The sequence below is a fragment of the Pseudonocardia sulfidoxydans NBRC 16205 genome, assembly GCF_007989085.1.
GTDB classification, from domain to species: Bacteria; Actinomycetota; Actinomycetes; order Mycobacteriales; family Pseudonocardiaceae; genus Pseudonocardia; species Pseudonocardia sulfidoxydans.
Map to the genome: position 1 here is coordinate 48,997 of NZ_BJVJ01000013.1, position 17,062 is coordinate 66,058.

Sequence of the window (17,062 nt, forward strand, 5' to 3'; positions counted from 1 at the left end):
CGAACGGTCGTATCGGACATGAGCCCCACATCCCCGGCCGCACTGCCCCGCGAGGTCGTCGACGCCGCGGTGTCCGCCGAGCGTCGGCGCCTCGCCGTTCACGTCGCCGCCCTCTCCGAGACTCAGCTCGCGACCCGCTCGCTGTGTACGGGGTGGACGGTCCGTGACGTCCTCGCCCACCTCACGACGACCACCCGGCTGACGGTGCCGATGCTGGTGGCGGCCGCGATCCGGGCGCGCGGGTCCTTCGACCGGATGGAGGTCGACCTCGCCGCGCGCCGGGCGGCGGCGTTCACCACCGGCCAGCTGGTGGCGCAGCTGCGGGAGAGCGCGGAGTCGTCACGGCGGTTCCCCGGCAGCGGCCCCATGGACCCCCTCATGGACCTCGTGATCCACGGACAGGACATCTTCCGTCCGCTCGGCGTGCCCTACGGGTCGCCGCCGGAGGTGGTGACCGCGAGTCTCGATCACGTCGCCTGCAACGCGTTCATGGGCGGGCCGAAGCGGTTGGCCGGGGTGCGGTTGGTCTCGACCGGCTCCGGCTGGGTCCATGGCGACGGACCGGAGGTGCGGGGCGCGGACGTCGATCTCCTGCTCGTCGCCTCCGGACGCGGGTCGGGGCTGGCGGGGCTCGAAGGACCGGGTGTCGACGTCCTCGGCGCGCGGCTGGGGGTCACGCCGAGCTGAGGTGTGTACGGGAGGCGCGGTAGGTGAGTGCTTCCCGTGAGGGGTCGGCGCGATCCTCACCCCTTGTGAGCGGCAATAGTCGCTATAGCGACTATTGCCGCTCACAGGGTCTGAACCAGGCGTCGCGGTCGGGGTGGTGGACGCGGCGGGCGGCGGCCATGGCCTCGCCCAGGTCGGCGGCGTGCACGACCGCCATCGACAGCGTGCGGCCCAGCTGACCGTCGTAGTCGGCGTCCGTGAAATGGATCCGTGCCGGGTCGCCACTCATCGTCCTCGTCCCCCTCCGGGTCGGCGGCGGAGCTTCCCTGGGGCCGATCCCTAGTTCTTCGCGCCGTGCAGGCGCGCGGACTGCTCGTCGAGCTGCCCGTCGAGGCGCCGGCGCAGGATCGTCACCCACGAGTCCGGCAGCAGGTCGGGGGTGGTGAGCAGGCGTCGCGCGGCGGGCAGGTCGTCGCGGTCGATGTTCAGCACGCGGTGCACCTCGGCGGCGGTGATCCCGTGCTCGGGCACCCGGATCGCCTCGACGACGTCGCCGCCGCCGATCCGGCCGGGTTGCAGCACGCGGGCGTAGAAGCCGGTGCGGCCCGTGTTCTGGACGCGGACCGCCATGTCGTGGATGCCGTGGTGGGCGGCGAGCTTGAAACACGGGCGGCGCGGCTGGGACACCTGCAGCACCGCCGTGCCCACGGCGTACACGGCCCCGATCACGGCGTCGGACTCGAGGATGCCCTCGACGGTGATGTTCTCGCCGAACGCGGGGCGCTCGACGTCGTCGGGAAGGTGCTCCCAGGCCCGGTAGTGCTCGCCCGGGTAGAGCAGGACCGCCTTGTCGGGCCCGCCGTGGTTCTTCCGGTCGGCCTGTTCGTCGCCGAGGAACCCGAGGGTGCCCACCTCCACCGGGCCGCGCGCGGGGACCTTCGCCATCGCGGACGGCACGGTGCGCCCGTTCCAGCGCAACGAGTCCGTGTCACCGACGGACACGATCAGCACGCGCATCGCACGTCTCCTCCCACCTGTCGGGGCTCCCCGAGGGCCGCAGCTCGGGGCGCGACCCGATGCCGAGTTTTCCACGTTGCCGAGGTGGCAGGCGCCGGCGTCGTCACCGACGCAGCGCTCCGGACGGGCAGCGTTCACCCCGCCCTGCCGATCCGGCGGTCGTGGGCGACGCTGACCGACGATGCCGCTCACCGCCGCCCTCGACGAACGCGGGCTCCGCCGGGTCCTGGTCGTGCTGTGCCTGACCCAGATCGTCGGCTGGGGCGTCCTCTACTACGCGTTCCCGGTGCTGGCGCCGTCGGTCGCGGGGGACACGGGCTGGTCGGTCGCCACCGTGACCGCGGCGTTCTCGGCCGGACTCGTGGTGTCGGCGATCGTCGGCATCTGGACCGGACGCGTGCTCGACCGCATCGGCCCGCGGCCCGTCATGACCGTGGGATCGGTCCTCGCCGTGCCCGCGGTGGTCGGGGTCGCGTTCGCGCCGACGCTGCCGCTGTTCGTGGCGGCGTGGCTGGTGGCGGGCGTCGCGATGTCGGCGACGCTGTACCCACCCGCGTTCGCCGCGCTGACCCGCTGGTGGGGGCCGCGGCGGGTCACCGCGCTCACCGCCGTCACGATGCTGGGCGGGCTCGCCGGCACGGTGTTCGCGCCGCTGTCGGCGACGCTGCTCGACCACCTCGGCTGGCGGCACACCTACCTCGTCCTCGCGGTCGTGCTCGCCGTCGTGACGATCCCGGCGCACGCCATCGGGCTGCGCGGCCCATGGCCCGCGGCCGCCCGCACGGGCACGTCGGACGACGACACCGGCGCCCCACGCACGATCGCCCGCAGCCGGCCGTTCGTGCTGATCGTCGTCGCCGTCGCGCTCGGGACCTTCACGTCCTTCGCGGTGCTGGTCAACCAGGTCCCGCTGCTGATCGAACGCGGCCTCTCCACCCACGCCGCAGCCTGGGCCCTCGGCCTCGCCGGGGTCGCGCAGCTCGTCGGCCGCCTCGGCTACCGACGCATGACCGGGCGCCTCACCCCACGCACCCGTGCCGTCGTCATCCTCCTCGCCGCCGCCGCGACCACCGCCCTGCTCGGGCTCGTCCCCGGGCCCACCGCGCTGCTGTTCGGGGCGTCGCTGCTGATGGGCGTGAGCCGCGGGGTCGTGACGCTGCTGCAGGCCACCGCCGTCAGCGACCGTTGGGGCGCAACGCACTACGGCCGGCTCAACGGGATCGTCTCGGCCCCGGTGACCGTCGCGACCGCCCTCGCCCCCTGGGCCGGCGCCGCCCTCGCGGGGGTGTTCGGCGGCTACCCGCCGGTGTTCGTGCTGCTCGCCGGCTGCGCGGTGCTGGGTGCGGTGCTCGCGCTCGGGACGGCGGCACCGGTTCCGGACCACGCCTGACGCGCGTCGCCGCGAGCCGCGCTCTGATCCACTGGTTCCGCTAGCGTCGGGGCCGGGACCCGACGAAGGGGAGACGCGGATGACCACGACGGTCGCAACGGCACCGGCAGCCCGGCAGGCCGGGCGAGGAATGCGGCTCGCCGACCGGATCATCGACCGCGTCTGGAAGCTCCCACCCGGCGGCCGCTACACCGTCACCCTCGGCTTGCGCGCACCGATGCGCGACGGCATCGACCTGATCGGCGACCTCTACACCCCCGCCGACGAGACCCCGCTCGGCACGATCCTCGTCCGCGGCCCCTACGGCCGCACCACCCTCAACAGCCTCGCCTTCGCCCGCGTCTACGCCGCCCGCGGCTGGCAGGTGCTGCTGCAGAGCGTGCGCGGGACCTTCGGGTCGGGCGGGGCGTTCGAACCCATGCGACGCGAGATCGAAGACGGCCAGGACACCGTCGCATGGATGCGCGACCAGCCGTGGTTCATCGGCAGCTTCGCGACGCTCGGCATGTCCTACCTGGGCTTCACCCAGTGGGCGCTGCTCATGGACCCGCCGCCCGAGCTCGCCGCGTCGGTCATCGTCGTCGGCCCGCACGACTTCAACCGCTCCACCCACGGCATCGGCTCGTTCTCGCTGGCCGACTTCCTCGGCTGGAGCGACATGGTCGCCCACCAGGAGGACGGCTCGCTCACGCAACGGCTGCTGCGGGAACGCTCCACCCAACGCCGCCAACGGACCGCCATGGACGGAATCCCGCTCGTCGCGGCCGGTGAGACCCTGCTCGCCGGTCAGGCCCCGTGGTACCGCGACTGGGCCGCCCGGCCCGACGCCGCCGACCCCTTCTGGAAGCCCATGCAGCTCTCCGCCGCGCTCGACCGCGTCCAGACGCCGGTCCTGCTCGTCGGCGGCTGGCAGGACATCTTCATCCGCCAGACCCTCGACCAGTGGGCCCACCTGCGCGGACGCGGCCTCGACGTCGCCCTGACCGTCGGGCCCTGGACCCACACCGACGCCGCCGCCCGCGGTGGCGGGCGCGTGGTGAAAGAAACCCTCGACTTCCTCGGCGCCCGGCTGGCGGGCCGCCCCGAAGGGCGCCCGACCCCGGTGCGCGTCCACGTCACCGGTGCCGACGCCGGCTGGCGCGGCTCCGCCGACTGGCCCCCGCCGACCTCACCGCGGGAGCTCTACCTCGAACCCGGCCGCGGCCTCGCGGCGACGGCGTCCACGCAGCCCGCCGCGCCCGTCACCTTCACCTACGACCCCACCGACCCGACCCCCGCGCTCGGCGGGCCGCTGCTCGACGGCAAGACCGCGGGCGTGGTCGACAACGGGCCGCTGGAGTCACGCGACGACGTCGTCACCTTCACCGGGGAGCCGCTCACGCGGACGCTGGAGGTGGCGGGCACGGTCGTCGTCGAGCTCGCGCACCGCAGCGACAACCCGCACGCCGACCTCTTCGTCAGAATCTGCGACGTCGACGAGCGCGGCCGGTCGTTCAACGTGACCGACGGCTTCGTCCGGCTCACCGACGCCGACCGCGACCAGGTCGTGCGCGTCGAGCTCGCTGGCACCGCGCACCGCTTCGGCCCCGGCCACCGCGTCCGGCTGCAGATCTCCGGCGGCGCGCACCCCCGCCTCGCCCGCAACCTCGGCTCGGGCGAACCCGCCGCCACCGGCTCGACCCTGCGCCCGTCGACGAGAACCCTCCCCGTCGACGGCCGCTCCCGCGTGGTGTTGCCGGTCGTCGGCTGAGACGCCCCGGCGGGGAGCGATCGACGCGAGGTCCGGCGCGTGTCACGACCCCGCAGGTCGGACCGACTCTCGGCCGTCGGGTCCGGACAGCCCCAGGGCGGCCAGCGCCGCGAGCGACAGTTCACCCGCCACCGTCGGGTAGCGCCGGAAGTGGGGGATCCTTGCGCAGTCGTCGACGATCGTCTTCGCGGTCTTGACCAGCGTCGCGGCGTCGGCGTCGGAAAGGCCGGGGCGGGCCACCGTGAGCCAGCGCTGCCATTCGGCCAGATTGTCGGCCTGAATCCGGTCGATGCGCTCGCGGGCGGCGTCGGGTAGGTAGAGCCGTTCGGTGAGCCAGACGGCGAGGAGATCGGTCGCGTCGAGTGCGACGCGGACGTACCCGTCGACGAGCCGGCCGAGAACCGCGGCATCCGGGCCGGGGGTGCGCAGGGCGCGGATCGTCTCCAGGGCCAGCCACTCGTGCAGCCGGGTGACGGCGGCGACCAGGACGTCGGCCTTGGTGTCGAAGTAGCGGTACAGGGCCGGCCCGACGACGCCGACCCGGCTGCCGATGTCGTCGATGCCGACGCCCGCGAAGCCTTTCGCGCGGAACTCGGTCGCCGCGGCAGACACCAGCTGCTCCCGACGGGCCAGCGGGACGCGTTCGGCGGACCGCGCAGGCTCCTCCGCGGCGGGCGCCGCCGGGGCGTCGATCACCCGCCTGCTCGCCGCGGCGAGCTCCCGGGAGAGATGAGCCCGGGGGAGCGGACTGTCGTAGAACCCGGCGCCGGAGATGACGCTGACGATCACCCAGCTGCGGATGTCGGTGACCTGAGCGCCCAGCTCGGGCTGCCGGTCGGCGAGGAGCAGCTGGTCCAGCTGGTCGGCGATCCACCGCGTCCGGCTCCGGACCAGCCGGAAGTCGTCGGGGTCGAGGTGGCGTGCCTCGCGCTGCCACAGCAGGGAGAGTCGCCGACTGTCCAGCGCGGCCTCGGTGAGCGCGGCCAACGTGGTGTCCAGGTCGCGTCGCCCGGGTGGCTGCGCGCTCAGCTCCGTGATCGTGTCGACGACGTGTTGCTGATCCTCCAGCACCACGTGGGAGAGCAAGGCCTGCTTGTTGGCGTAGTGGCGGTACAGGGCGCGGGCCGTGATGCCGCTCGCCTCCGCGATGTCGTCCATGCGCACGGCGTGGAAGCCACGGACGCTGAACAGCTCGCCGGCGTTGCGGGCGATCTCGGCCCGCCGGTTGCGTGGCCGCGAACGCGGCGGCGCGCTCGCTGCGTCCATGCCGTGGCCTCCTCCCGCCGCACGGATCCTAGCGAGGGAGTCCGGTCCGTCCGACCGACGCGGTGGCGATCGCGCCCTTGGACTGCCCCTGGACGAACTCCTCGAGCGTGGTGGCGTTGCAGCTCATGTACAGCGTGGCGAGGTCGTCGCCGCCGAAGGCGCATGCGACGGCCTGCGCCCCCGTCACCGGCACCTTGTCGGTGAGCTCGCCACCCTCGACCACGCGGAAGAAGCCGGCGTCGTCGCCCGTGGTGAGCGCGTTGCCGAACCAGACGCCGCCGTCGGTGTCGAGGGCGATGCCGTCCGGCATGAACGTCTCCGGCAGCTGCGCCCAGACCTGCTGGTTCGACAGGGTGCCGTCGGTCGCGCGGTCGTAGGCGGTGATGCGGTGCAGGAAGGTCTCCGCGAGCAGCAGGCGTCCGTCGGCGGCGAGGGCCATTCCGTTGGGGAACAGCACCTCGCCGTCGACGCGGTGTACGGCGCCCAGCGGGTCGATGTGGGCCAGCGCAGTCGGCTTCGGCTCCTCCGTCCCGACAGCGAACCCGAAGTTGCCGACGTAGGCGTGACCGTCAGGAGCCACCAGCAGATCGTTCCCGGGGCCGCCCGCGAGGGGGCTGAAGTCGGCGTAGATGCTCAGTGAGCCGTCCGGGCCGATCCGCTGGACCGTCGCGTCGGCCTGGGAGACCACGAGCGGGGTGCCGTCGGGCAGGAACCCCAGCCCCGACGGCGCCCCCGGTACCTCGGCGACCGTGGTGGCCACGCCGTCAGGGGCGAAGGTCAGAACCGTGCCGGCGAAGAAGTCGCTGGCCCACAGCGCGCTCTCGTGCCAGCGCAGGCCCTCGAGGAAGCGGTGCCCGGAGGCGAGCTCGGTCAGGCGGTGCAGCATCATCGCGTCACTCCAAGGGTTGTGTGCTCACGTGCGAGGTCGCGGAGCCGGAACTTCTGGATCTTCCCGCTGGGGTTGCGGGGCAGTTCGTCGAGCAGGATCAGACGCTCGGGGAGCTTCTGACGGGCCGTCCGGCGCACTGTCAGCCACTCGACGAGCCCTGGCAGTGTCACGTGGTGTCCCGGCAAGGCGACGACGACGGCGCAGACCCGTTCGCCGAGCACCGGGTCGGGGGAGGACACCACGGCGACGTCCGCGACGTCGGGATGTTCGAAGAGGTGGTCCTCGATCTCCTTGGCGCTGATGTTCTCGCCGCCGCGGATGATGATGTCCTTCTGCCGCCCGGTGATCTCGACGTAGCCGTCGCCGTCGATTCGGGCGAGGTCGCCGGTGCGCAGCCAGCCGTCGTCGGTGAACGCGGAGTCGTTGAGCGAGGCGTCGAGGTAGCCCAGGAACAGCTCGGGGCCGCGTACCTGGAGTTCGCCGTCGGGGGCGAGCCGCACCTCGGCGGGGCCGATCGGCCTGCCGTCCGTCCGCGCCCGCTTCTCGACGGCGTCCCTGGTGTTGCACACCGTCGCCGTGGGGAACTCGGTGGAGCCGTAGCCGCGGCTGACGGTGCAGCCCAGCGCCGTGGTCGCGGCCCTGACCAGCTCCGGCGGGACGTCGGCGCCGCCGCAGGCGAACACCCGAAGTGAGCTGACGTCCCGCTCCGGCAGCGACGGGTGGTGGACGAGCCCGTGGAGGAAGGGTGTGGCCGCCACGGTGAACGTGCAGCGGTGTTCCTCGATGAGCTCCAGGGCCCGGCCGGGCTCCCAGACGTCGAGGAGCACGACGGTGCCGCCCAGCATGAACGGCAGCTGCAGCCCGTAGAGCACACCGATGATGTGGCCGACCGGGGACGGCATGAAGACGACGTCGGCGGCGGAGAGGCCGAAGAAGTCGATGATGCTGCGGTTCTCGTGATCGAGGGTGTCGTGGCTGTGCAGTGCACCCTTGGGCGCCGAGGTGGTGCCGGACGTGTACAGCAGGAGGGCGATGTCGCCCGACGCCCGCGGGGTGCTGATCGGGTCCGCGTGGCCTTCGGCGAGCAGGTCGTCGAAGCTCGATCGGCCGCCGTCGCCGCCGTCGCCAGGCCCGCCGACCACGACGACGGTCTCGAGCGTAGGGACCTCGTCACGGATCTCGTCGAGCATCGCCGGGTAGTCGAAGTTGCGGAACACGTGCGGGACCACGGCGACCTTCGTGGCGGCCTGGCGCAGGATGAACGCCGTCTCCCGGTGCCGGTAGATGGGGATGATCGGATTGCTGACCGCACCGAGCCTGATCGTCGCGAGATGGACGACGACGGCTTCGACCCGGTTGGGGAGCAGCCACGACACCACGTCGCCGGGCCCCACCCCGCGGCCCTGCAGCGCGGAGGCGAACCGGTCGACGGTGTCGTCGAGCTCCTGGTAGGTCCAGTGCCGGCCCCGGTCGACGACCGCGACGGCCTCCGGGGTCCGGGTGGCGGCCGCGGCCAGGTAGCCGTCGACGAGACGTCCCGCCCAGAATCCCGCTGCGACATGCCGACGGGCCTGCTCGGCGTCGACCCTCGTGGCCTTCACCTCGGACTCCCGGTGGTCAGCAGCGCGGTGCCGATCCGGTGCTGCAGCTCGGTCGCGTCGCCGTACCAGCCGCGCAGCGCCAGGGCGCGGCGGTAGTACCAGCTCACGTCGGCCTCGGTGGTGAAGCCCATGCCGCCGTGCAGCTGGATCGCGTCCTCGCAGACCTGTACCGCTGCGTCGGCGGCGTGGGCCTTGGCCGTCGCCGAGATCAGGTCCAGGTCCGCGTCCGACACGCCATCGGCGTCGGCGAGGGCGGCCAGACACAGATTGTTCAGGCTGGTCGACCGGGCGGACATGTCGGCGGCGAGATGCTTGACGGCCTGGAAGGTGCCGATCGGCCTGCCGAACTGCTCGCGTTGCGCGACGTACTCGACGGTGCGGTCGAGGGCTCCTCGTGCGACGCCGCTGAGCTCGCACGCGAGCAGCAGCCGCGCCCACGCGCGGATCCGGTCGACGAGTCCGCCGTCGGCGAGGACCCTGCGCACGACCGTGCCGTCGAAGCAGACGCGGCCGAACGCGGTCCCCGGATCGGCGCTGTCGAGAGCCTCGATGCGCACCCCGGGGGCGTCCGGGTCGACCAGACAGACCGTCCCGCCGACGAGGACCACCAGGACGCCCGCCTGCACGGCGAAACGCACGGCGTCGACGGTGCCGTCGAGCTCGCGTCCGGTCAACGCGAGCGTGCCCAGGTCGTCCACCCAGTCGTGCGTGACGCCCGGGTCCACGAGTGCGGCGGGGATGCCGGCGGGGTCCGGGGTGAGGCCCTCGACCAGCGCCGGGAGCAGGCTGTTCTCCAGCTGCGGCCCGACGACGAGGTGCCGCCCGTACTCCATGAAGACGCGGCCGAGGTCGGCGGGCGACGCCCCGATCCCGCCACGCTCCTCGGGCACGGCGAGCGAGTACCACCCGAGGTCGGCGAGCTCGGCGGAGAGGCGCGTGTCCCAGCCTCCGGCGTCGAGGAGCTTGCGACGGCGGTCGCCGTCGTAGGTCCGGGTCAGGTAGTCGTCCACTGCGGACGCGAGGTCGTCGTGCTCAGCCACGGGGCAGTCCCAGGAGTCGTTCGGCCACGATGGTGCGTTGGATCTGGCTGGAACCGCCGTAGATGGACGCGGCCCGCGAGTACAGGTGCTCGTGGGCCCATCGTCCGGAGCCCAGCCCTGCCGGCCGGGAGCCCGGCACCGCGCGCAGCGGTCCCAGCAGCGCGGCGATCTCGGCGAACACGGTCTGCTCGACCTCGTTGAGCACGAGTTTGTCAACCGAGTCCACGGGGGTCGGGCCCGCGTCGGCGAGCAACCGTTCGGTGGTCCGGCGGGTCTGGGCGTCGAGGACCCGCATGGCGACGTGCGCGCGCCCGACCGCGGCCCGGGCCCGGTGACCGAGGGTGCCCCGGCTCCGGAGCGCGTCGACGGCGTCCTCCAGCGCGACCTCCAGCTCCACCCTGCGACGCAGGGTCGCGGCTCCGCGCTCACTGCCCAGGGTGTGAGTGGCGATCGCCCAGCCCTCGTTCTCCGCGCCGAGCAGGTTGCGCCGCGGCACCCGGACCTCGTCGAGGAAGACCTCGCAGAACTCCTGGTCGCCGGTCATCTGCCGGATCGGGCGGGCTGTGATGCCGGGACTCGCCATGTCGACGAGCAGGTAGCTGATGCCCGCCTGCTTGCGGACCGAGGGGTCGGTGCGGACGAGAAGGGCACACCACTGCGCCTTGTGCGCCCAGCTGGTCCAGATCTTCTGGCCGGTGACCAGCAGATCGGCTCCGTCGGCGACCGCGCGGGTGCGCAGTGAGGCGAGGTCGGACCCGGCGTCGGGCTCGGAGAAGCCCTGGCACCAGATGTCGTCCCCGGAGAGCAGGCGGGGCAGCAGCTCGCGGCGTTGCTCGTCCGTGCCGTAGCGGTCGATCGACGGCCCGACGACCTCCAGCCCGATCAGCCCGACGGGCTGAGGTGCCCGCGCCCGGACGAGCTCCTCGACGAACACGAGCTGGTGAGCGTGGGTCAGGCCGCTCCCGCCCGCCTCCCGCGACCACGCGAGCCCGACCCAGCCCGCGTCGAACAGGGTTCGCTGCCAGCGCCGCAACACGTCGAACCGGGCGTCCGGGTCCGCCGGGACCTCGAGCGGACCGACGTCGGCGAGCCAGGACCTGGCGCGGGCCCGGAATTCCTCCAGCGACTCCACGGTCACCGCCCCGTGTAGACCGGGTTGCGGCGCTCGAGGAACGCGTTGACGGCCTCCTTGGAGTCCGCGTAGCCCGACAGCTCGCGTGTCTTGCCCTGTTCGAACTCGTAACCGGTCTTGAGATCGCGGTACTCGATGCCGTTGAGGCTGCGCTTCGCGAGCCGCAGCGTGACGGGGCTGTGCCGCCCGATCGACCGGGCCAGCTCCCGGGCCGTGTCGAGGAGCTGCGCCTGCGGAACGATGTCGACGATCCCGCCGTAGGGCAGCAGCTGCTCCGCCGGGTAGAGGTCGCCGGTGTAGTGCATCAGCCGCACCATGCCCTGCGGCACCAGCCGGGAGAGGTGCTTCGCGCCACCGAGAACTCCCACGTTGACCTCGGGCGTGGCGAACCGGGCTCCCTCCGCGGCGACGAGGAGGTCGCACGAGGCCGCGATGGCCAGACCGGTACCGACGGCGACGCCGTGCACCGCGGCGATCACCGGGTACGACGAGTCGTAGATCGCCCAGAACGCCTCCCGGGCCCGCTCCAGCTGCGTCGGCGCGTTGCCCGGGTCGAGTGTCTGGAAGTCGGCAAGGTCGTTGCCCGCACAGAAGTGCTTGCCCCGCCCCGCCAGCACCACCACCCTCGCCTCCGGGAGGTACTCCTCCACGTTGCTGAAGAAGGTGTGGATCTCGCGGTAGAACTGCTGGTCGACCGCGTTCACGGGCGGCCGGTTCAACCACACGGTGGCGACCGGGCCGTCGGTCTGCCAGTCGAGGAACGTCAGGTCCTGCATGGGGTCGGAGTCCTCCGGTCGAGGTGTCAGCGGTGGTAGGCGGCGGCGAACGCCTCGAGCTCACGGGGGATGTCGCCGCCCGCCGGCTGGAAGTGGACCCAGTCGCAGCCGGCCTTCTCGAGCTCTGCGAACCGGTCCCGCCACTGGTCACGGGACAGCGCGAGCCCGGCCGCGGTCAGCACCTCGCCGTTCACGAAGGGACGGTCGATGTCGTTGACGCCGACCACGTGCCGGTCGTGCAGGGCGATGTGACGGACATTCTCCGGGATGTGGTCGTAGGCCGCGGCCCAGGCATGACCCGCCTCGCCCAGCAGCTCGTCGATCACCCCGTGCTCGACGGCCCAGTGCAGGAACAGCCCGGCGCCGTGGCCCGCGGCGTCGATCGCCCGGGCGGAGCCCGGATCCTCGCCGTCGTCGAGCACCGTGCCGATCAGCATCATCATCTGCGTGGGGAAGTCGGGCTCGGGCACGGTGATCCGGAACAGCTCCGCTCCGAGGTCCTGGGCGACCCGGGTTCCCTTCGGTCCCTCACCGGCGACACCCCAGGCGACAGCGATCGGCAGTGCCGGGCCGAACCGCACGTCGGGGTGGATGAGCTGCATGATCGCGCCCTCCCACTCGACCTGTTCCCCACGCAGCAGCGCCTGTACGACCTCGGTGTAGTGCTGGACCTGCGCCCAGGGAACCGGAGGCCTGCCCATGGCGAGCCGGCCGGTGAAGCCGCTCCCGACCCCGATCAGGACCCGGTCGGACCCGGCCGCGTGGACCAGCGTGGTGATCGCCGAGGCAGTGACCATCGGATGGCGCAGGCTCGGGATCAGCACCCCCGGCCCGAGAACGATCCGGTCGGTCCGTTCGGCCGCCTGGTTGAGGATCATCCAGACGTCCGGGTACAACGCGGGCGAGTCGTAGCACAGCGCCCGCTCATAACCGAGCCCCTCCGCGATGCGGATGTGCTCCGGAGTCTCCAGCGACGTGGCGAACGAGCATCCCAGCTTCATTGTCGGGTCTCCCGGTCGAAGGTGTCGAGACTGCAAGTTAGGTGTACCGGCTCAGACTTGTCAATCATCGATAACTGGCGAAGGCGACTATCGTGCTGGTCACGAGGTTGGCTGCAGGCTAATGTCCATGACTACTCACTGATGCAACGGAGGTCGCCATGCTCGTGCACTGCCTCACGGTCAGGTTCACGCCGTCGGCGAGCGCCGCCGACGTCGGAGCCTTCCGCGATGCGATCGGTCGGCTGCCGGGCCAGGTGGACTTCCCCCTCCGCACCCGGCAGGGCCCCGACCTCGGGGAGCGCGCGACGAACGCCGACTACGCGGTGGTCAGCGAGTTCGCGAACGTCGAGGACTTCCGCCGGTACCTCACCCATCCAGCACACCTCGCGGTGCCCCGCGACCACGTCGAGTCCGCGCACAGCGTCCAGTTCATCGTCGACGACCTCGACTGATGCACGGGCCGCGTTCGACCGAGCAGGTCGCGTAACGTCCTGTGGACGGAGCGCGAAGCCCCCGACGCGCCAAGGCCTGACGCGGAGATCCCGTGGTCGAGGTGTGCGACCCCGGTGTGACGCAGGAGTCAGCCGGTACCGCGGAGGTCGCCGATCCCCAGGTCACCGTGTGCGTGCGCGGGGTCGGGCTCGTCGGCGACAGCGGCGGTGCGGGCGGGGGGCGGGTCGTCGAGCATCGCCGTCGACGGCACGAAGAACAGGTTGCCAGTCACGGCCGTCGAGAACTCCAGGAGCCGGTCGGTGTTGCCCTCCGGCTCGCCGACGAACATCCGCTGCAGCATGCGCTCCGGGACGTCGGGGTCGGCGGCGTAGCCGATGAAGTACGTGCCGTACTCGCCGTCGGCGATGGAGCCGAAGGGCATGTTGTCGCGCAGGATCTCCCGCTCGGTGCCGTCCTCCTCGACGATCGTCGTCAGCGCGACGTGCGAGTCCGTGGGCTTGGTGGCGTCGTCGAGCTCGACGTCGTCGAGCATCCGACGGCCGACGGCGTGCTCACGGGCCTCGACGCTGGTCGCCTGCCACCCGTCGAGGTCGTGCAGGTACTTCTGCGTCATGACGTAGGTGCCGCCCGCGAAGTCGGGGTCCTCGTCGCCGACCAGGACGGCGGCCGCGGCGTCGTCGCCGACGGGGTTCTCGGTGCCGTCGACGAACCCGAGCAGGTCGCGGCGGTCGAAGTAGCGGAACCCGTGCACCTCGTCGATGACCTCGACGGCGTCGCCGAGCCGGGTCCGCACGAGCCGGGCCAGCTCGAAGCACGGGAACAGCCGCAGCGCGCGCAGGTGCAGGAACAGGTCGCCGGGTGTCGACGGCGCGTGGTGGCGCGCCCCGCGGACCTCGCGGAACGGGTGCAGGGCTGCGGGGCGGGGGCCGTCGAACGTGCGGTCCCACAGCTCGGCTCCGACGCCGACGATGCAGGTCAGACCTTCGTCGGGGAGGCGGAAGCCGACGGAGCGGACGAGGCCTCCCAGCTCCGGGAGCAGGTCGCGGACGGCCTGCTCGGCGCCCTCGGCCACGGTCAGGGTGAGGAACACCGCGCTCTCGGTGAGCGGTGAGAGCACCGCCTGCGGCTGGGGGTCCACCGGCACCGTGCGTCTCCGATCGTCGGACCGCCGAGCCTGCCCCGGCGTCCGCGGACGATCATGCCGTTTGCACGGCCCGTGCGTCGAGACCAACGCCAGTGCTGTCCGCCCGCTCGCCGGCAGCACTCCTGTCGGTCTCGACGGCGGTCAGGACGCCTTGCGGACTGCTGCGGCCAGCTCGTCTCGGGTCATGGAGGAGCGGCCGCGGATGTCGAGCTTCTTGGCCAGCGCGGTGAGCTCGGTCTTCGTGGCGCCGTCGATGTCCGGGGCCTTCCCCGTCTTCTTCCCGGCGGCCTTCTTCCGCGCTGTCTGCTTCTGCGGCGGCTTCTTTCCTGGTGACTTCGTCCCTGGCGTCTTCTTCCCGGGTGCCTTCTTCCTGCCGGTGCCCGGTGTGCGTCCCCGCGCCTGCTCGACGCTGCGCTCCAGCGCCGCGAGCAGGTCGGACATCTCCGTCGCGTCCGGCGGCTCGGCCTCGACGACGGTCTCGTTGCCGGCCACCTTGTCCTCGATCAGCTTCTCGACGCGGTCGCGGTAGGTGTCGCGGTACCGCGTGGGGTCCCAGTCGGTGCTCATGGAGTCGATCAGGCTCGTCGCCATCTGCAGCTCCTTGCCCTTGACCTCGACGCGCCCCGGGACGTCGAGGTCGTCGGTGTCGCGCACCTCGTCGGCGAAGAACAGCGTCTGCAGGACGAGCAGGTCCCCGTCGGGTCGCACCGCGGCCAGGTACTCCTTGCCACGCATCACGAACGTGCCGATACCGGCGCGGCCGGTCTCCTCCATCGCGCGACGCAGCAGCGCGTAGGGCCGCGCGTACTGCTCCTCGGTGGGTGCGAGCCGGTAGGTGCGCTGGTACCAGATCGGGTCGATGTCGGAGAGCTCGACGAAGTCGCTGATCTCCAGATTGCGTGACCGGCCGGGGGCGATGGCGTCGAGCTCCTCGGGGTCGATGACGACGTGTTCGCCGTCGCCGACGTCGGCGCCCTTGACGATGTCGTCGAACTCGACCTCGTCGCCGGTGCGCTCGTTGACGCGCTTGTTGCGGACACGGTCGGAGGTGCCGCGTTCGAACTGGTGGAAGTGGACGGTGTGGTCGCCGGTCGCCGTGTGCAGGCCGACGGGGATCGACACCAGGCCGAACGTGATCGAGCCCGTCCAGATCGCGCGTGCCATGCCCGGTCCTCCTCGTCGGCCGTTGCGTCCGCATCGGACGTACCCGCAACGGGCCCTGTTCCACACGCGGGCCGTAGCCTGCCGCAGGCGGGTCCGGACGGCGCGAGGAGCAGACGCGATGACGTTGGAGAACTGGGCCGCCCCGATGCCCGAGGTGCCGCTGGTGACGATCGGCGACATCGCCGTCACACCGTCGTGGGTGGTGACCCCGGCCGGGCAGGCGCCCGTCGGGCAGGCGCAGTGGTTCGTGACGGACATGTCCGTCACGACGCAGGAGATCCCGACGTGGGCGGTCGTCTGCGCGGTGCTCTTCTTCCTGGTGTGCTTCCTCGGGCTGCTGTTCCTGCTGGCGAAGGAGACGCGCACGCGAGGTTCGGTGCAGGTCGTCGTGCAGGCGCCGGGGCTGATGCACTCGACGCAGCTGCCTGTCTGGTCGCTGCACCAGGTCCACGACGTGCATGCCCGCGTCAACTACGCCCGCACGGTCTCGGCTTCGGCGCGGTGAGAGCGGCACCGCCGGCGCTGACCCCGGACCGGGTCGTCGCCGGGTACGTGGTCGTCGCCGCGTGGGCCGGGGAGGGGGAGCTGCCCGTCGGGTGCCCGTGGCGACGGCTGACCGGCCGACGCTGCCCCGCCTGCGGACTGACCCGTTCGGTGGCACTGGCCTGGCGCGGACGGGTGCGGGACTCTGTCGACGCCCATCCGCTGGGCGTGGTGCTGCTCGCCGTGATCTTCGTCCGCGTGCTGAGTGGGAAGGTATGGCGCGCAACGCCTCGGGCCGCGGTACGGCCGCTCCGCGCGGAAAGTTCTCGCGCCGACCGACCGGACGGTCGTGCGGTGGTCTACTCTCGCGGCTCCGAGTGACCATCGAGGGTGAAGTTGAGGAGGGGACCATGAAAGCGGCGCCCCAGGGAACGGCCCGTCGCGACGAGATCGTCGCCGCCGCGGCCCGGCTGTTCGACGAACGCGGCTATCACACCACCTCGATGGACGACATCGCCGCCGCGGTCGGCATCAAGAAGCCGACGCTCTACCACCACGTGCAGAGCAAGACCCAGATCGTCATCTGGATCCACGACGAGCTCGTCCACGACCTGACCGACCGGCTCGAGCAGCGCGTCGCCGACAAGCTTCCGCGCGCCGAGATCCTGCTGCGGGTCATGGACGACATCCTCGGCCTGCTTGAGACCCGGCCCGGGCATCTGCGCGTGTACTTCGAGCACCACCGCGAGATCCCCGGCGAGGAGGGGCGCGTCGCGCGTGAGATGCGCGACCGCTACACCGAGACGGTGCGGCAGATCATCGAGGAGGGTGCGGCGGCGGGGGAGTTCCGTGTGGAGAACCCTGGTCTGACGACGTTCGCCTTCTTCGGCATGTGCAACTGGGCCTACCAGTGGTACCGCCCGGGTGGGCGGCTCACGCACCAGTCGATCGCCCGCTACTTCTGGCAGATCTTCATGACGGGGATCGCCACCGGCCCCGAGGTGCTGGAGGGCCACGCCGCGAGCCTCGACGCCTGATCCGCTACCGGGAAACGGCCGCCCGAACTACGGCCCGACGCCGAGCGCAACCTCAGCGCTGTCTCGGGCACGTCGGACAGCGGTCAGGTTGCGCTCGGTCTGTCGGGCGCAACCTCAGCGTTGTTCCGGGCCCGAACCGCAGCAGTGAGGTTGCGCGCGGGTGAAGGGCGATCCGCGGTCGGACTCGAATCGCGCGCAACCTCACTGTTCGTTCCGGCTCGAAAAACAGCAGTCAGGTTGCGCGCGGGTGGTC

Annotated in this window: 18 protein-coding genes; 7 read left to right on the forward strand and 11 right to left on the reverse strand. The window is 71.9% G+C overall.

All coding sequences use genetic code 11. The features are described 5' to 3' along the window. The first annotated feature begins 18 nt into the window (after window positions 1-18). Complete coding sequence (locus PSU4_RS09215) at window positions 19-687, forward strand: maleylpyruvate isomerase family mycothiol-dependent enzyme (protein WP_147104940.1); 669 nt, start codon at window positions 19-21, stop codon at window positions 685-687. Between the two features lie 91 nt (window positions 688-778). On the opposite strand, the gene PSU4_RS31195 is transcribed toward PSU4_RS09215, so the two are convergent. Next, entirely contained in the window at window positions 779-955 is a 177-nt protein-coding gene (locus tag PSU4_RS31195; RefSeq protein WP_186816836.1) for a hypothetical protein, read from the reverse strand. Window positions 956-1,005: 50 nt separating this feature from the next. After that, entirely contained in the window at window positions 1,006-1,683 is a 678-nt protein-coding gene (locus tag PSU4_RS09220; RefSeq protein ID WP_147104943.1) for an MOSC domain-containing protein, read from the reverse strand. 181 nt (window positions 1,684-1,864) lie between these two features. Here PSU4_RS09220 and PSU4_RS09225 point away from each other — a divergent pair, with 181 nt between their 5' ends. Both PSU4_RS09225 and PSU4_RS09230 read left to right on the forward strand, forming a co-directional pair. Continuing rightward, window positions 1,865-3,073 (forward strand): MFS transporter, encoded by a 1,209-nt coding sequence (locus tag PSU4_RS09225; RefSeq protein ID WP_147104946.1) that lies wholly within the window; start codon window positions 1,865-1,867, stop codon window positions 3,071-3,073. Window positions 3,074-3,152: 79 nt separating this feature from the next. Next, complete coding sequence (locus PSU4_RS09230; protein ID WP_147104949.1) at window positions 3,153-4,823, forward strand: CocE/NonD family hydrolase; 1,671 nt, start codon at window positions 3,153-3,155, stop codon at window positions 4,821-4,823. A gap of 42 nt (window positions 4,824-4,865) precedes the next feature. Here the strand turns inward: PSU4_RS09230 and PSU4_RS09235 are convergent, their stop codons facing one another. The 7 genes from PSU4_RS09235 to PSU4_RS09265 are packed head-to-tail and all read right to left on the reverse strand — an operon-like array spanning window position 4,866 to window position 12,528. Continuing rightward, the gene (locus tag PSU4_RS09235; RefSeq protein WP_147104952.1) at window positions 4,866-6,089 is read right to left on the reverse strand and encodes a TetR/AcrR family transcriptional regulator; all 1,224 of its coding nucleotides are present in this window, start codon (window positions 6,087-6,089) and stop codon (window positions 4,866-4,868) included. 28 nt (window positions 6,090-6,117) lie between these two features. Continuing rightward, window positions 6,118-6,978, reverse strand: coding sequence for an SMP-30/gluconolactonase/LRE family protein (locus tag PSU4_RS09240; RefSeq protein WP_147104954.1), 861 nt, complete (start codon window positions 6,976-6,978; stop codon window positions 6,118-6,120). Then, entirely contained in the window at window positions 6,975-8,579 is a 1,605-nt protein-coding gene (locus PSU4_RS09245; RefSeq protein WP_147104958.1) for an AMP-binding protein, read from the reverse strand. The genes PSU4_RS09240 and PSU4_RS09245 overlap by 4 nt, the downstream gene beginning before the upstream one ends. Further along, complete coding sequence (locus tag PSU4_RS09250) at window positions 8,576-9,619, reverse strand: acyl-CoA dehydrogenase family protein (protein ID WP_147104961.1); 1,044 nt, start codon at window positions 9,617-9,619, stop codon at window positions 8,576-8,578. The genes PSU4_RS09245 and PSU4_RS09250 overlap by 4 nt, the downstream gene beginning before the upstream one ends. Further along, window positions 9,612-10,757, reverse strand: a complete 1,146-nt coding sequence (locus tag PSU4_RS09255; RefSeq protein ID WP_147104964.1) for an acyl-CoA dehydrogenase family protein — start codon at window positions 10,755-10,757, stop codon at window positions 9,612-9,614. Before PSU4_RS09255 ends, PSU4_RS09250 begins: the two co-directional genes overlap by 8 nt. After that, complete coding sequence (locus PSU4_RS09260; RefSeq protein ID WP_147104967.1) at window positions 10,754-11,527, reverse strand: enoyl-CoA hydratase-related protein; 774 nt, start codon at window positions 11,525-11,527, stop codon at window positions 10,754-10,756. The genes PSU4_RS09255 and PSU4_RS09260 overlap by 4 nt, the downstream gene beginning before the upstream one ends. A 26-nt stretch (window positions 11,528-11,553) precedes the next feature. Beyond that, window positions 11,554-12,528 (reverse strand): LLM class flavin-dependent oxidoreductase, encoded by a 975-nt coding sequence (locus PSU4_RS09265; RefSeq protein WP_147104969.1) that lies wholly within the window; start codon window positions 12,526-12,528, stop codon window positions 11,554-11,556. A 158-nt stretch (window positions 12,529-12,686) separates the two neighbouring features. Between PSU4_RS09265 and PSU4_RS09270 the strand changes: the two genes are divergently transcribed. Beyond that, entirely contained in the window at window positions 12,687-12,980 is a 294-nt protein-coding gene (locus PSU4_RS09270; RefSeq protein WP_147104972.1) for a Dabb family protein, read from the forward strand. Window positions 12,981-13,108: 128 nt separating this feature from the next. Here PSU4_RS09270 and PSU4_RS09275 read toward each other — a convergent pair whose 3' ends face one another. Both PSU4_RS09275 and ku read right to left on the reverse strand, forming a co-directional pair. Continuing rightward, a complete protein-coding gene (locus PSU4_RS09275; RefSeq protein ID WP_147104975.1) occupies window positions 13,109-14,125 on the reverse strand; it encodes a Dyp-type peroxidase in 1,017 nt (338 codons plus the stop codon). Window positions 14,126-14,266: 141 nt separating this feature from the next. After that, entirely contained in the window at window positions 14,267-15,289 is a 1,023-nt protein-coding gene (gene ku, locus PSU4_RS09280; protein ID WP_147104984.1) for a non-homologous end joining protein Ku, read from the reverse strand. 118 nt (window positions 15,290-15,407) lie between these two features. Here ku and PSU4_RS09285 point away from each other — a divergent pair, with 118 nt between their 5' ends. The 3 genes from PSU4_RS09285 to PSU4_RS09295 are packed head-to-tail and all read left to right on the forward strand — an operon-like array spanning window position 15,408 to window position 16,809. Further along, window positions 15,408-15,794, forward strand: a complete 387-nt coding sequence (locus tag PSU4_RS09285; protein ID WP_147104987.1) for a hypothetical protein — start codon at window positions 15,408-15,410, stop codon at window positions 15,792-15,794. A 47-nt stretch (window positions 15,795-15,841) separates the two neighbouring features. Further along, on the forward strand, window positions 15,842-16,153 hold the full coding sequence (locus PSU4_RS33000; RefSeq protein ID WP_373866038.1) for a DUF2752 domain-containing protein: 312 nt from the start codon (window positions 15,842-15,844) through the stop codon (window positions 16,151-16,153). Window positions 16,154-16,182: 29 nt separating this feature from the next. Then, window positions 16,183-16,809 (forward strand): TetR/AcrR family transcriptional regulator, encoded by a 627-nt coding sequence (locus PSU4_RS09295; RefSeq protein ID WP_147104994.1) that lies wholly within the window; start codon window positions 16,183-16,185, stop codon window positions 16,807-16,809. Window positions 16,810-17,062: the final 253 nt, after the last annotated feature.